Raw genomic sequence first — 14,308 nt, forward strand, 5'->3', positions numbered from 1 at the left:
CTTTTACGCTTGTCTTTCCTGCGCCACGATAGCCATTGCCGCGCCCAGGTAGTGCACCATGGCGGCGTCGACGAAGCTGCCTTCCATCAGGCGCGGTTCCTGCTGGTGGGCCTGGCGGAATTTCAGCTGCGTGGCCGGGTTCGTGCCCGCATACGAGCGGAACAGGTCCAGCCACTGCCGCGCCAGCTGCAGCACGGCCGGGTCCGTGGGCGGCGTGCGCGCATCGATGGCGGCGCGCACGGCGGCGATCAGGGCCGGCCACTCGCCCGAGCGCTTGCCGTAGTTGGCGAGTAAATGCGCGTATTCCTGCTCGTCGAGGAAAGGCCGGTACAGCGCGATGCGCGAGGCGTTGAAGGCGGCGAGGATGAATTGCATCAGTTCCCCATCGATGCTGGTGGTGGCCTGCATGGACGGCTCCTGCTCATGCATGTCGTTCAGGCGCGCGAACAGGCCCGGGTGGGCGCCCGTGTCGCGCACCAGCTTGACCATCCATTCCGTGGCCAGCGCCTGCGCCTGTGCATCGTCCGGGCTGGCGCCCGCGTCCCTGGCGGCGCGCACGCGCGTTACCAGGGCCTTCCATTCCTGTTCCACGGCGCTGTCTGTCAGCAGCGGCATCCGTTGCAGTTCTTCCTGCGTAAAATATTTGTCGTACATGGTCATCAACTCCATCGTGGTGAGCCACTCGGCCAGTTCCGGTGCCTGCCCCTGCGCCAGTTGCGCCTGCAGGGTGCGCAGGCGCTCGCGCAGGGTGGAAGCCTGCGCGATCTGGCGTTCCAGCATGGCGATCTGCTGCGCCACGATGGCGCTCAAGGGCAGGTCCGGGCCGGCGAGTGCGTTGGCGATATCGGCCAGCGACAGCCCGAACTTGCGCAGCGCCATGATCCGGTGCAGCCGGTCCATGTCGCCGTGCTGGTACAGGCGGTAGCCAGCTTGCGTGCGCGCCGAAGGCGAGAGCAGGCCGATGCTGTCGTAGTGGTGCAGGGTGCGGATGCTCAAGCCTGTCATCTTGGCCAGTTCACCGATCTTCAACAGCATGGGTCACTCCTTTCCAGGTGCGTACGGACAGCATCGACCCTGACGCTGCGTCAGGGTCAAGCCGTATTTTCAGTGGATGGTCAGCCGCTGCCGCAATTCCTGCAGCAGGGTGCCTGTTTTCGGCGTCAGCTGGCGCGCCAGCGGCCACGCCAGGTACAGGGGCAGGCCTGGCGTGGCCAGCTGCGGCAGCACGGCCACGATGGCGCCCGTGGCCAGGTGTTCCTGCACCAGCCAGGTGGCCAGCTGGGCCACGCCCAGGCCGGCCAGCACGGCGGCCGTGCGCGCTTCCGCGTCGCCCACCGTCATGCGCGGTGACGCCAGGCGGTATTCCAGCTGGCCGCCCTTGTTCCCGTCCGGGAACAGCCACGGCATGGGCGAGCCGTCGCCGCGTCCGTAGGCGATGCAGTCGTGGCCGTCGAGGTCCGCAATGGACGCCGGCGTGCCGCGCCGCGCCAGGTAGGCGGGCGCCGCGCACAGGATCAGCTGTTCGTCGCCCAGGTGCATCTGTCCCAGCGCGGCGGGCCAGTGCGAGGGCGCGCCGATGCGCACGGCGATATCGATGCGCTCCTCGAACAGGTCGACGAAGCGGTCGCTGAAGGCGATGGCCGGCTGCAGGCGCGGATATTTTTCGCACAGATCGATCAGCGCCGGCATCACGCGCAGGCGGCCATACGCGGCGGGCACGCCGATGCGCACCTGGCCCGCCAGTTCCGCCGCATGGTCGGCCAGCACGTCTTCCGCGTCCGCCAGTTCCTGCAGCACGCGCTTGCAGGTGGCGTAGTAGGCGCGGCCGGCATCGCTCAGTTTCAGGCGGCGCGTGCTGCGCTGGAACAGCAGCACGCCCAGCCGCTCCTCCAGCCGCGCCACGCTCTTGCTGACGGCCGAGCTGCTCAGGTGCAGGCGCTCGGCCGCCCTGGTAAAACTGCCCGCGTCGGCCGTGGCGAGAAAGGGCGTGAGGCCCTTCAGATGTTCCGATGAAAACATGATCCGCGAATATTATTCATGAATAAGGTGAAATAGTATCGCGGATAAGAATTTGTGTCGCGGATATGATGGATTTTTCTTTCGGAGCTACTCTCTCATGCACAAACACGCCCTCATCATCGGCGCCAGCGGCGTCATCGGCAGCAAGCTGGCCACGCATCTGCTCGGCGAAGGCTGGCAGGTGACGGGCGTTTCGCGTGGCCGCACGCCAGTTCCCGCCGGCTGCACCGCCCTGCAATTGGACGCGACGGACGGCGCCGCCGTCGCCGCCGCGCTGGCGGGTGTCGACGCCAGCCACGTCTTCTTTACAGCCTGGGCGCGCCAGGAAAATGAACAGGAAAACATCCGCGTCAACGGCGCCATGGTGGCCAATGTGCTGGCCGCGCTGGGGCCGAACGGCCACCTGCGTCACGCTTCCCTGGTGACGGGCCTCAAGCACTACCTGGGACCGTTCGATGCCTACGGCCAGGGCAGCGTGCCCGTCACGCCGTTCCGCGAAGAGCAGGGCCGCCAGCCCGTCGAAAATTTCTACTATGAACAGGAAGACCGGTTGTTTGAAGCAGCCGCGCTGTATGGCTTCACGTGGAGCGTGCACCGCCCGCACACCATCATCGGCTATGCGCTGGGCAATGCCATGAACATGGGCCTGACCCTGGCCGTGTACGCGCATTTGTGCAAGGCCGGCGGCCAGCCCTTCGTCTTCCCCGGTTCGCCCGCGCAGTGGCACGGTTTGTCCGACATGACGGATGCGGGCCAGATCGCGCGCCACCTGGCGTGGGCGGCGGACAGCCCTTGCGCGCGCAACGAAGATTTTAATATCGTCAATGGCGACGTGTTCCGCTGGAAGTGGCTATGGCCGCGCCTGGCCGCCTACTTCGGCATCGAAGCGGCGGATTTGCCGGAGACGATGGCGCCGCTGGCCGGCCGCATGCACGACGCGCCCGCCCGGTGGCGCGCCATTGCGCAGCAGCATGATCTGGTCGAGCTGGATGTCGGCCGCCTCGCCTCATGGTGGCATACGGACGCCGACCTGGGACGGCCGATGGAAGTGATGACGGACATGGGCAAGAGCCGCAAGGCGGGTTTTCTCGGTTACCAGGATACGCAAGACGCCTTCTTCAACCTGTTCGAGAAGTTGAAGGCGGAGCGCGTCATTCCGCGCTGACGGACTCCGCGGCAGCCGGTGGCGGGGCTGCCGCCGCCGCTGCCGCCGCATTGGCCGCATTTACCTTATGCTGCTGCGCCCGCTGCCATTCCAGCCCCGGGCGGTCGACGCGGAACTGCAGCAGGCGCCCCTGCACCACTTCCGTCACGTAGGCAGTGCGGCCATCGGGGCCGCCGAAGGTGATGTTACTGGGCTTGGCGCCGGGCACGCTGATCTCGCGCAAGATGCGCCCCTGCGGCGACAGTTTGACGACGCTGCCCTTGCCGTAGCGCGTCACGTACAGGTTGCCGTCGACGTCCACGCGCATGCCATCCATGCCGAAATCGTCGAATTTGATCAGCAGACGCTTGCCGCCCAGGCTGCCGTCCGCGGCGATGTCGTACATCCAGATATTGCGCTGCACGCTTTCATTCACGTACAGAATCTTGCCATCGGGACTGACTTCGATGCCGTTGGCCGTGCCCATGGTGTCGAGCGCCAGGGTCACCGTGCCATCCTGCGCGATGCGCCACACGCGGCCCGTGTTTTCCTTCCAGTTCGGGTCGCTCGCATACAGCACGTCGTCGGCCGTGATGGCGATGTCGTTCGGCTGCGTCATGCGCGGCTCGCGCGCGTGGATGGACAGCGCCCGCGTGGCCGGGTCGACCAGGTAGATCGTGTGCTCCATGTAGTCGGCCAGATACATCTGGCCACGGCTGCCGAAGCGGATGCCGTTGGCGATGCTGGCGCCGGGCAGGGTCAGGTAGACCTCGCCCGCGCCGCCGGGGCTGACCTTGCCGATGGTTTGCTGGCGCGCAAAGTTGACGGCGTAGATATTGCCATCCGCATCGACGGCGGGCCCTTCGATGCCCTTGGTGAAGGAATGCGGGGCCGTCAGGGTGGTGGCGAGGAACAGCGTTTCGTGCGCGGGCGGGCTGGCGCAGGCGGACAGGCTGGCCAGCGCGGCGGCCAGCACGGCGGCGCGCAGCGACGCCAGGGCGGTTCGGGAATGAGGCATCAAGGTTCTCAGTATGGCAACGGTGGCGTATGTTACCCGACGCGCGCCAGGCGGGGCGCCAGTCTATGCCGCCACGACGACGAAGTCGGGGAAGTCGTCCTGCCAGCCGTCCCACTCGTCTTGCAGATGGGCGTGCATGCCGGCCCGGTCTTGCGCCAGATCAAACGCGTCCGCGCTGGCCAGCAGAAAATGGGCAATGGCGCGCAAGGTGGCCGGGTCGGCCTGGATGGTCACGTCGGAACAGGGGAGGGGCCGCTCGGCGGCGGCGTCCTGCAGATAGCAGTGCAGCGATAAATGTGGGCTCATGAGCTTCGGTGGCTGATGTAGGCGCCCAGCATGGCGTGTGCGTTCAGTGCGGCGCGGGCCGCTTCCAGTTCCCCAGGCTGCAGGTACCAGAAGATCCAGCCGGCATGGTCTTCGCAGCGGCCATGGGCTTGCATCGCCGCGCGCAGCGCTTGCCGGCGCCCGGGCGGCAGCGCATCCAGCCTGGCTGGCGTGAAACCGTTGATGGGATAGACATCGCGCAGGTGCGCATCTTGCAACCCGCGCCGCTGGATGGCGGCCCAGTTATTTGCGGGGCAAGGCGTGCCAAAGGTCATCGGATGGGCCTCGTCGACCTGCCGGTAGCCGAGTGCGTAGCCGGTGCCATAGCCCTGCGTTTCAGCGTAGCAATATACATATTCGCAATGCTCAAGCAGGCCGGGTATGGCCCGCGCACCGTCGAACAGCGGCGCCAGCGCAAGCTTGCTGGCGCGGATGGACAGAACCAGCTCCGAGCCCGATGAATACATGGCCTGCGCGTCGCAGTTGACGGCCTCGTCAGCTTCGTCGGGCGGCACGATGCGCGGCGAAAGCAGGCCGATGCTGTTGGTCTCCGGCGCGAACAGCATCTTCTCGTAATTTCGCTGTGAGAACTTGACGATCTTGCCGCGCTTGTTGCCGTAGCGCTCGACGGGTTCGCCGATGCGCGCGAACCAGGCGAACAGCTGCGCGCTGGCCGTGGCGGCAATGAAGGGGCTATTCTTCTTGAATTCGCCGACGAGGAAGTGATATTGGTCCATATGTCGTTATGAGGGATGGGCAGCGCGCATGATGCCATGCGCGGGCACCTGGCGCCAGCGCGCGCACCGCAGCGATGGCGCCGGATGGGAGCGATAGAAAAAGATGCACGGCAGGACGACGCAACGGCCGGCTTGAGGCGTATGATGGAAATACGGATGTGGTTGCCCCAAGGCAGTGCGACCGGCACGGGTCAGCACGTCTTGCAGGTTTTTTTCGTGGTTTTGGCAGCAGTAACAACGAGGAGACATCATGGACAAACCCGAATTCATCCTGGCCGCCAAGGCCATGGAAACGCTTGAGATGTATCAAACGTTCTACGGCCATTCGCAGGAATACCAGGCGCACCAGCAGGAAGTGCTGAAACTGCTGCGCCACAAGGGCGCATCCTTGCTGGTGTCCGAACATGGCCCGGCAAAGTTCTTATTGGCGTTCGCCGATGCGCTGGAGGCGGCGCACTTGCCGGGAGAATATGTACCGTTGAGCCGAAGGTAGGAGCCCCCGAGCCTGGCTGTTTAATGGCTGCCAGGCTGCGAGGGGGCTAGCAGATCGCTCCCGCAATGCTTTTGCCGCTGCGCAGGTTAAAACCGAAGTGGCAGGCATAACCGTCGTGGTCCAGTGTGCAGGAGATATTTTCCTTGTTGCGCTCGCGATAGCCTTTCTCCAGGCTGCAGCGATCTTTCGCATCGGGAGCCATGGAGTCGAACATGTCCTTGGCAACGGTCCCCGTGACCAGGAAAGAAATCTTGCGGTCATGCGGAGTGGGCGGCTGTTGCTCGCCCAAGGTATTCGAATAGAGCAGATAAGTACCCTTGAACTGTTTGTATTCGCCCCAGTCGCTGTTGCCACCTGCATAGGCCAGTGAAAACAGGGTGAGGGCGCTTAGCGCCATGGGCCACGGTGTTTTCATATTAGGCTCTCAGTTCCAGATGGAAATGATGGTCGTGATTTTTGAACGGCGTCACGAATGGAATGTTGGTATCGTTAAACAGCACCCTGCGCACACTGGCATGGGTACGGAAAAGTGCGATGAGCTTTGCCGTCGCGGCTTGATCGTAGTCTCTGTCATACCAATAAACAGGGAGTTGAAGGCCGTCCTTGCGCAGCGGGCGAATGTCCACCTCCAGGCCGGATTTGTGGGTTGAGTGCTGGCCATAGGCGGTTCCGTTAGCCAGGCTGATATTGCCAATGCCAAATTGCCGGTCATCGACCGCTTGCCATTCGCGCTCCACATACAGGAGCGCCATCATCATATTCGGATGCGCATATTGACCCGCGCCCCTGCCAGGGGTGCCATAGACGTAGTATCCGGCACCTTCCGGTGCCTGAGGCAGTATGAAAAATCCACGCTTGTCCCTGGGCTGTACTTCAAGCATCTCAACTCCGTTATACGCAACGCTGGGGAACTGGCATTGTTTCGCAGTCCATTCCATCTGTGATTGCGCTACCGCAAACAGTTGCGAACTGGAACAGGGTTCGCCACCGCCATGGCGCAAAGGACATATTGCGCGGCAAGTCACATGATGAATTTTTCACATTTTTCGTGACGATGTGTGAGTATATTGCTGCCTAATTCATGCACACTTTGCTAAATATCAAAATGGGAGTGTCGCCATGACCAGGTCGCATAGTCTGCCGCCACGATTGCTGGGCACTCGCTTCCGGGGTTTCTCCTTGTTGCCGCTGGCTATCTCATTCGTCTTGCTGGTGTGCCTGTCGCTGCTGGCGCTGCAGTTATGGATGACCTTGCGTGCGCGGGAAGTGCAACTGGCGGAAGCGGGCCGCGAAAGCGCCAACCTGGCGCAAGCTGTCGCCCAGCATGCCTATGACACCATCAAGGAAGCCGATACGGTACTGGTCGGCCTGGTGGAGCGGATGGAAGCGGACGTCGCCTCCGGCACGGAACTGGAGCGTATCCATAAATTGCTGGTCACCCGCGTCGCCGAGCTGCCGCAGTTGCACGGCATCTTCGTCTATGCCAGCGATGGCAGCTGGCTGGTGAACTCCCAGAAGACGCTATTGAGCCATCTGAACAATTCTGATCGCGAGTATTTCAACTACCATCGAACGCATGGCGATCGCGGGCCTTATGTCGGCCCGCCCGTGCGCAGCAAATCGACGGGGGACTGGGTAGTCACGGTATCACGCCGTATCAATCTGCCTGATGGCAGCTTTGGCGGCGTGGCGCTGGCGACCATCGACATGAATTATTTCAGGCAGTTTTACGAACGGTTTTCGATAGGCGAAAAGGGCGCCATCTTCATTGCGAATGGTAATGGCATTCTTTTGTTGAGACGGCCGTTCGATGAAAGCATGCTGGGGCGCGATCTCTCGCAGTTTCCCTTATTTCATGATTATTTGCCAAAAGGTCCCGTTGGCACCGCCGTGTTCAGGTCGCGCGTCGATGGCGTGACACGCATCAACAGTTATCGACGAATCAGCGGATATCCGCTGGTGGTCTCCGCCGCACTGTCGCAGGATGAGGTGCTCGCTGCGTGGCGCCTCGACACGGTGATGCAACATGCCGTGGGCGGGGTGCTGGTGCTGCTGATTGCATTCATCGGTTACCGCATGGTGCGGCAGATCGAGTTGCGGGTAAACAGCGAGGCGGGACTGGTCGAGGCGCGCAACGAACTGGAATTGATGAATGAAACCCTGGCCCGGCTTGCCAACCAGGATGGGCTGACGGGGCTGGCGAACCGGCGCCACTTCGACCAGTCGCTGCTCGCCGAATTCAGCCGCGCCCAGCGCGAAGGCAGCCCGCTAGGGCTGGTGTTGCTCGATGTCGATTGCTTCAAGCAATACAACGACCTGTATGGCCATGTGGCTGGCGACGAGTGCCTGAGAAAGATCGGCAAGGTGGTGGCCTACAGCATGCGCAGGCCGGGCGACCTTGCGGCGCGCTACGGTGGCGAGGAAATGGTCATTTTGTTGCCCGGAACGGATCTGGTTGGCGCCCTGGCAGTGGCGGAAAGCGTGCGCCAGGCCGTGCAATCGCTGGGCATCGACCATCGGGGCAATCCCCCTGGCGTGGTGACGGCCAGTGTCGGCGTGGCGGCGTTTGTACCGGCACACCTGGAAAACCAGCCGGTCGAGCTGATCGAACTCGCTGACCAGGCTTTGTATGAGGCCAAGTCCTCCGGGAGAAACCAGGTTCGCCATGCATCGTCGCGCGACAGTGCCGGACGGATAGCGAGCCTTCTTGCATTTCGCTAGCCATGCTTGCCCCTGGCTGCGGGCGATACCACGGTCGCGTTTCGCTTGACGGGAGCCGCCGCAAAAGACGTGTTCGACGCCAGCGTGACGGATTGCCGTTCCGGCATCGTCCCAGGGAGGGGGGCCGCTGTGGTTACGCTTGTGATGTGTCCACAGGGCCGAGCATTGGGGGAGCGGTGGCGGGGAGAGCGGGGCGGCGGCAGGTCCGCCATGCGTGGACGTCGCGCCCATTTTTTGTGTGCAGCGCGCCTGCTTGCGGCGGCTGCTGCCCGTGCCACGCCCATCAATCGGATTCATGCTGCAAGGATGAGCGATGCCCGGGTGTGCCACTGGCGAGGTCACAGGCAAACCCGCCAGCTGAATCGCCGCCGGTAGCTCAAGGCCGCGATTTTCAGCGCGGCAATTTATACCGGACCAGCAGCGCAGGTCCTTTGCCGCCGGGTGGCGTCAGCAGTACCTCGTCGCCCGGCTGCATCTCTTCATGCATGACGGTGCAACAGGTTGGCATCGAGTGGCCGCGCGCGGGATAGACGCCAACGTCGGTGTGCAGGGTTGCGGCGCGTACATCCACGCTGGACTTGCCGGCCTTTGCTTCTTCTTGCAGCAGCTTGCGCAGTGCGGTGACGAAGTCCCCTTTGCTGAGTCTGGCCGGTGTCTGGCTTGCTCGCGGGCGAGCGCTTGCGTCGTTTTTCATGGTAGTTTCCTTCAGTGACTATCTATATTTCCGCCACTATATCATTGGCCCCGGATGTTGCATGACGAAGCGAGGCTTCGGGCTGTCATTCGTATGCAGCCTGAACAACCAATGTTGTCATTAGATAAGGCTACGGCGGCGCAAGAGCTGGCCGGACGAATCGGAGAGGGTTGCGCTTGCAAGCGCAACCCGGTTTTGCGGCGCCGGGCTGCGCCCGCCGAAGTCCCGCAAAACCCCCGCGCCCGTACCGGACGCGGATGCGCTGCCCGCGTTCGCATGCATGGAATAAATGAAAAGGGCCTCCCCGCCAAGACGGGGAAGCCCTTTTATTTATTCAGTGGTGGAGACGGCGTCAATTGAATCGCACAGGCGCGTCATAGGGGAAAGAGCAAAATTTGGTGTCATTGGCCAGCCCAGTTACCCCTAAAACGTACCCACTACGCAGCCTGTGCCGTGGAGCGTCGGCGATGCATGGTCCAGCTCACGCAATGCCGTCTGATCGGCGTGGCGTGCCGGGCGACTCGGCGGCGCTGGCCAATGCATACACCCTGCGGCCGGGGCGGACGGTGCGCTCGCAGGTGAGGAGCAAGCCATGTTTTCGCTTCGCTCAAACGTGGCTTGCCCTGCGGGGCCGATCTCGCTGCGCTCGCCCAACGCCAACCCGCCATGCTGGGCCAAACCTCCTCCGCGCTTGCTTTGTCAGAAAAACGTGCTATATTTTCTGACATGCGCACCAATTCCATCTCCTCCGGCAGAAGCCGATCCGTTCAGCCCACGCCGCCTGCAAAAGGCAGTGTGGACGCGGCTATCCGCGCCGAGTTGGCCGCGAGCGAAGCGGGGAAGGTCTTCAGTCCGGTTGATTTTCTCCACCTGGGCAGCCGAGCGGCCGTTGATAAGGTGCTATCGCGTCTCACGGCGACGGGGGCGCTGCGACGAGTAGCGCGAGGACTGTACGACGTCCCGCGCACGCACGCGATTCTGGGACCGCTATTGCCGTCGGCCGACGATATCGCGCAAGCGATTGCGGGCAAGGGCCGCCTGCGCCTTCAGCCATCGGGCGCCTACGCCGCCAATCTCTTGGGCTTGACAGAGCAAGTGCCGATGAAACTGGCCTTCCTGACCGATGGCGTCTCGCGTACTGTCCATGTCGGCAAGCAGAGCATTCTGCTGAAGCACACCACGCCTCGCAATATGGCGACGGCTGGTCGTATCAGCGGTCTGGTGATCCAGGCATTGCGGCATTTCAAGCGAGCGCATATCGACGGCCAGGTAGTCGCTACGCTCAGGGCCAAGTTGAAAGCCGAGGACAAGGCCGCGCTGCTGGCCGATGCATCGCTGGCGCCGGTATGGATTGCAGATGTCATGCGACGGATAGCGCAAGACAAGGATTGAGCATGCAAGCGTTTTTGGCATTGCCCAGGGAAGACCAGAAGCTGGCCATCGAGCAGACAGGAGCCCGCAATGGCTGGGTGGCCTCCAGTGTGGAAAAGGACTTCTGGGTGTGCTGGACTTTGGAACGGTTGTTTGCGCTGCCAGAGCTCAAGGGCCATTTGACCTTCAAGGGGGGGACGTCGCTGTCGAAGGTATGGGGCCTGATCGACAGATTCTCCGAGGATATCGATTTGACTATCGGGCGCGATGCCCTTGGTTTTGGCGGCGAGAATAGCCCTGAGCGGGCACCAAGCGCCAAGCAGCAAGCGAAACGGCTCAAGGCGCTACGTGAAGCATGCGGGACGTTTGTCAGGCATACCTTGATGCCGACGTTGAACGGTCACTTGATTACTCGCCTCGGCGCCACGGGGTGGCAACTTACCCTGGACGCGGAGGACCCCGACGGCCAGACGCTGCTCTTCTTTTACCCTACTCACTTCGGTGGAGAAGCGGCGCGTTACGTACGTCCCATCGTCAAGATCGAGTTCGGCGCACGGTCTGATCCCTGGCCTGCGCATGAGCGTTCAGTACATCCTGTCATTGCCGAAGTGTTCCCGCAGTTGTTCACCCAGCTAAAAACGATCGTCCATGCTTTGGCCCCAGAGAGGACGTTCTGGGAAAAGGCCATGCTGCTGCATGAGGAAACGTACAGGCCAGCGGACAAGCAACGACGGCCGAGAATGGCAAGGCATTACTATGACCTGTACCGACTGATACAGAGCGGTATCGCGGCCAAGGCCCTAGAGGACCGCGATCTGTTCAACAATGTATTGGCGCATCGCAGTGTCTTCTTTGCCCAGAGCTGGATCGACTACCGGGCGATGGCACCAGAAACTTTACGTTTGTTACCCTTGTCAGATCAAGAGCAAAGCTGGCGGCAGGACTACCTCGCGATGCAAGTGGAAATGTTTACGGAGGCACCGCCGGATTTTGATGCCGTGCTCGACTTTGTCGGTCAATTCGAAGAGGCGATGCGATATCGCACGAAAGGCAGTAACCGTGGGTAATCGCCGTGTTCAGACGATTAAGTCGGACCCGCTGACGACTCTCGTGTTCTTAAACGGTCCAGATAATCTGACCATTGCTGCATCATCTTTTTCCGTTCGGACAGATGCGCAGTACGGTTATATGCCCTGCCGTTCGGATCTCGCACCGCATGGGCCAGTTGGTGCTCGATCAGGTCCGGACGCACGCCAAGCACTTCGTCAAGGATCGTGCGCGCCATCGCCCGGAAACCGTGGCCGCTCATCTCGTCTTTCTCGATGCCCATCCTGCGCATCGCCGCCAGAATCGCGTTGTCGCTCATCGGGCGCTCGTTGGTGCGGGCACTGGGGAAAACGTACTCTCCGCTACCCGTCAATGCATTTACCTCCTGCAGGACACCCAGTGCTTGCGAAGACAGTGGAACAATATGCTGCGTATCAGTCTTGGAAACATGAAATCGCCATTCCGCCGTATGCAGATCGACATCGCGCCATTTAGCCGTGCGCAGTTCCCCTGGCCGAACGAAAACGAGGGGCGCCAGACGCAAGGCGCAGGAGACGACCAACGATCCTTCATACTGATCCAATGCGCGTAGCAAAGCGGCCACTTTGCCGGGTTCGGTCACTGCGGGGAAATGCGCAACCCGGACCGGAGGCAGCGCTCCTCGCAGATCCCCTGTGGGATCACGCAGGGCGCGGCCGGTGGCCACCGCATAGCGGAATACCTGGCCACAATTTGCGAGCGCCCTATGGGCTGTTTCAAGCGCTCCACGGCGCTCGATTCGACGGGCGGACGCAAGCACCTCGGGAGCCGATATCTCAGCGATGGCCCTGTTGCCGATCCAGGGGAAAATGTCACGCTCAAGTCTGCGGAGAATACGATCGCCGTGATGCTCTGCCCAAGTGGGCGCGAACTTCGCATGCCATTCGCGGGCCACGGCCTCGAAACTGTTAGCGGCCTGCGCCTGTTTCAGCATTTTTTGCGCTTTGCGATGCAGTCCAGGATCAATTGAGTGCGCCAGAAGCTTGCGTGCCTCATCCCGCCTGTCCCTGGCGTCCCTCAATCCGATCTCGGGATAAATCCCCAGGGAAAGCAATTTTTCTTTATTGTCAAATCGGTATTTAAAGCGCCACCATTTGCCCCCCATTGGGGTGACAATCAGGAAAAGCCCGCGTTCATCGTACAGCTTGTATGGTTTTGCGCCGGGCTTGGAGGACTTGATCTTCACATCGGTAAGAGGCATGGGGTATCTCCGTCTGACGCGTTGGAGTAACCCACTCGATTAATAGTTCCCATGAAAGATTGATCCGTCTCAAGCCGGTAGAGTTCGCTTTCCCAGGTAAGGAGTCCGCGGTAAGCGACGGATGAGATAATGTGGGGTAAGGCCATGCTGCTGTTCGCTATTACCCCGAGCCACTACCCCATGTTGCCGCCGGATGCCAGCGGAAGTCCTGCAACGATGACGGACACTCCCCATAGTAAAAAACCCGCTCGGAGGCGGGTTTTTGTACTACTTGAGGCTGCTTAAAGCGAATAAGTGGTGGAGACGGCGGGAATCGAACCCGCGTCCGCAAGCACTCCACAGACAGTTCTACATACTTAGCACTGCCATTTAATTTAACCGGTACAACGCGGACGTGCACGCTGTGTACAAGCGAGTTACCTATTATTTAGTCGGACGCTAAGTAACCCAGCATCAGACGAGTCCCTGTAAATGACTCTAGAGCTTTTGACGGCCCACCCCAGGGACGAGGTGTTCTAGAGCTAACAGCGATTAAGCTGCCAGTGCGTACGAGTTATCGTTTGCAGTTAAGTTTTTTCTGGTTGTATTTACGAGGTAGCCAGCCCTCGGTATGCCCTGCGCTGCTTTGCAACCCACGTCGAAACCAGGTCGTCCCCACAGAACCTTCATTGTAGCGCAATCTGCCCACTCTTGCATGATGCTTTCGCAGTAATGGATGGAAGGTCAGGCAGACGCAGCTTCAAGCCATCACGCGGCCAGCTGCCGCGCCTGCGCCGCCTTCACCACAGTGCTCACCAGCTCAAGCAGCGCTTGCGGCGTGTCCAGCAGGTGGTCGGCGTTCCAGTGCTGCGGCTCGACGGGGCCGCAGTAGCCCCAGGCGCAGGCGACCGTGCGCATGCCGGCGGCGCGGCCGGCCTGGATGTCGCGCAGGTCGTCGCCCACGTACCAGCAGTCTTCCGGCGCCAGGTCCAGGCGGCGCGCCGCTTCCAGCAGGGGGGCGGGGTGCGGTTTCGGGTGCGCCATGGTGTCGCCCGAGATCACGCAGCCGGCCGCGCCCAGGCCGATCTGGCTCACCAGCGGGTCGGTGAAGCGGGCGGCCTTGTTGGTGACCACGCCCCAGGCCAGGCCCAGGCGGCTCAAGCCGTCGAGTAGCAGGGGGATGCCGTCGAACAGACGGCTCTCCACGGCCAGCGCCGCTTCGTAATTGTTCAGGAAGCCGTCCTTCAGGGCTTCATAGCCGCTTTCGCCCGGTTGGACGCCATACGACGCGCCTATCATGCCGCGCGCGCCGGCCGAGGCCGTGGGGCGCAGCACTTCGTAGGGAGTCGGCGCCAGGCCGGCGCGCGCGCGCAGCAGGTTGATGGCCGCCGCCAGGTCGGGCGCGGTGTCGGCCAGGGTGCCGTCGAGGTCGAACAGGATGGCGCGCGGCGCTGGCAGGTGGTCAGTGGTCATGATGGCTGAGGTGGTGAAATGGCATGAAAAATGGCGGCCGCAGCCGCC

General features: G+C 62.1%; 15 protein-coding genes and 1 other RNA gene. 5 read left to right on the plus strand and 11 right to left on the minus strand.

Annotated features, from left to right (window positions below; all coding sequences use genetic code 11):
* Positions 1-3 precede the first annotated feature (3 nt).
* Complete coding sequence (locus BXA07_RS08910) at positions 4-1,035, minus strand: MerR family transcriptional regulator (RefSeq protein WP_076567406.1); 1,032 nt, start codon at positions 1,033-1,035, stop codon at positions 4-6.
* A gap of 69 nt (positions 1,036-1,104) precedes the next feature.
* Entirely contained in the window at positions 1,105-2,019 is a 915-nt protein-coding gene (locus BXA07_RS08915; protein WP_076567408.1) for a LysR family transcriptional regulator, read from the minus strand.
* A 97-nt stretch (positions 2,020-2,116) separates the two neighbouring features.
* Between BXA07_RS08915 and BXA07_RS08920 the strand changes: the two genes are divergently transcribed.
* The gene (locus BXA07_RS08920) at positions 2,117-3,184 is read left to right on the plus strand and encodes an SDR family oxidoreductase (protein WP_076567409.1); all 1,068 of its coding nucleotides are present in this window, start codon (positions 2,117-2,119) and stop codon (positions 3,182-3,184) included.
* Here the strand turns inward: BXA07_RS08920 and BXA07_RS08925 are convergent.
* The 3 genes from BXA07_RS08925 to BXA07_RS08935 all read right to left on the minus strand — a co-directional run bounded on the left by BXA07_RS08925 (position 3,171) and on the right by BXA07_RS08935 (position 5,242).
* Positions 3,171-4,181, minus strand: coding sequence for an SMP-30/gluconolactonase/LRE family protein (locus BXA07_RS08925; RefSeq protein WP_244556227.1), 1,011 nt, complete (start codon positions 4,179-4,181; stop codon positions 3,171-3,173). The genes BXA07_RS08920 and BXA07_RS08925 overlap by 14 nt on opposite strands.
* 63 nt (positions 4,182-4,244) lie before the next feature.
* A complete protein-coding gene (locus BXA07_RS08930) occupies positions 4,245-4,487 on the minus strand; it encodes an Imm32 family immunity protein (RefSeq protein WP_076567411.1) in 243 nt (80 codons plus the stop codon).
* Positions 4,484-5,242, minus strand: coding sequence for a hypothetical protein (locus BXA07_RS08935; protein WP_076567412.1), 759 nt, complete (start codon positions 5,240-5,242; stop codon positions 4,484-4,486). Before BXA07_RS08935 ends, BXA07_RS08930 begins: the two co-directional genes overlap by 4 nt.
* A gap of 250 nt (positions 5,243-5,492) precedes the next feature.
* Here BXA07_RS08935 and BXA07_RS08940 point away from each other — a divergent pair, with 250 nt between their 5' ends.
* Positions 5,493-5,735: a hypothetical protein gene (locus BXA07_RS08940; protein WP_076567414.1), complete on the plus strand. Its 243-nt coding sequence runs from the start codon at positions 5,493-5,495 to the stop codon at positions 5,733-5,735.
* A 46-nt stretch (positions 5,736-5,781) separates the two neighbouring features.
* Here the strand turns inward: BXA07_RS08940 and BXA07_RS08945 are convergent, their stop codons facing one another.
* Both BXA07_RS08945 and BXA07_RS08950 read right to left on the minus strand, forming a co-directional pair.
* Positions 5,782-6,150: a hypothetical protein gene (locus BXA07_RS08945; RefSeq protein WP_076567415.1), complete on the minus strand. Its 369-nt coding sequence runs from the start codon at positions 6,148-6,150 to the stop codon at positions 5,782-5,784.
* 1 nt (position 6,151) lies between these two features.
* Complete coding sequence (locus BXA07_RS08950; protein ID WP_139335500.1) at positions 6,152-6,616, minus strand: hypothetical protein; 465 nt, start codon at positions 6,614-6,616, stop codon at positions 6,152-6,154.
* Positions 6,617-6,854: 238 nt separating this feature from the next.
* On the opposite strand from BXA07_RS08950, the gene BXA07_RS08955 reads away from it, so the two are divergent.
* Entirely contained in the window at positions 6,855-8,456 is a 1,602-nt protein-coding gene (locus BXA07_RS08955) for a sensor domain-containing diguanylate cyclase (protein WP_076567418.1), read from the plus strand.
* Positions 8,457-8,847: 391 nt separating this feature from the next.
* On the opposite strand, the gene BXA07_RS08960 is transcribed toward BXA07_RS08955, so the two are convergent.
* Positions 8,848-9,150, minus strand: coding sequence for an HNH endonuclease (locus BXA07_RS08960; protein WP_076567420.1), 303 nt, complete (start codon positions 9,148-9,150; stop codon positions 8,848-8,850).
* A 666-nt stretch (positions 9,151-9,816) separates the two neighbouring features.
* Between BXA07_RS08960 and BXA07_RS08965 the strand changes: the two genes are divergently transcribed.
* Positions 9,817-10,542 carry a DUF6088 family protein gene (locus tag BXA07_RS08965; protein WP_212592281.1) on the plus strand — a complete coding sequence of 242 codons (726 nt, stop codon included), beginning with the start codon at positions 9,817-9,819 and terminating at the stop codon, positions 10,540-10,542.
* Between the two features lie 2 nt (positions 10,543-10,544).
* Entirely contained in the window at positions 10,545-11,588 is a 1,044-nt protein-coding gene (locus tag BXA07_RS08970; RefSeq protein WP_170909630.1) for a nucleotidyl transferase AbiEii/AbiGii toxin family protein, read from the plus strand.
* A 17-nt stretch (positions 11,589-11,605) separates the two neighbouring features.
* On the opposite strand, the gene BXA07_RS08975 is transcribed toward BXA07_RS08970, so the two are convergent.
* The 3 genes from BXA07_RS08975 to BXA07_RS08985 form a co-directional block, all read right to left on the minus strand.
* Complete coding sequence (locus tag BXA07_RS08975) at positions 11,606-12,808, minus strand: tyrosine-type recombinase/integrase (protein WP_076567422.1); 1,203 nt, start codon at positions 12,806-12,808, stop codon at positions 11,606-11,608.
* 295 nt (positions 12,809-13,103) lie between these two features.
* Positions 13,104-13,464, minus strand: a transfer-messenger RNA (tmRNA) gene (gene ssrA, locus BXA07_RS08980).
* Between the two features lie 91 nt (positions 13,465-13,555).
* Entirely contained in the window at positions 13,556-14,260 is a 705-nt protein-coding gene (locus BXA07_RS08985; protein ID WP_076567424.1) for an HAD family hydrolase, read from the minus strand.
* Between the last annotated feature and the right edge of the window lie 48 nt (positions 14,261-14,308).

Source organism: Janthinobacterium sp. TND4EL3 (genome assembly GCF_900156175.1).
Lineage (GTDB): Bacteria > Pseudomonadota > Gammaproteobacteria > Burkholderiales > Burkholderiaceae_D > Janthinobacterium.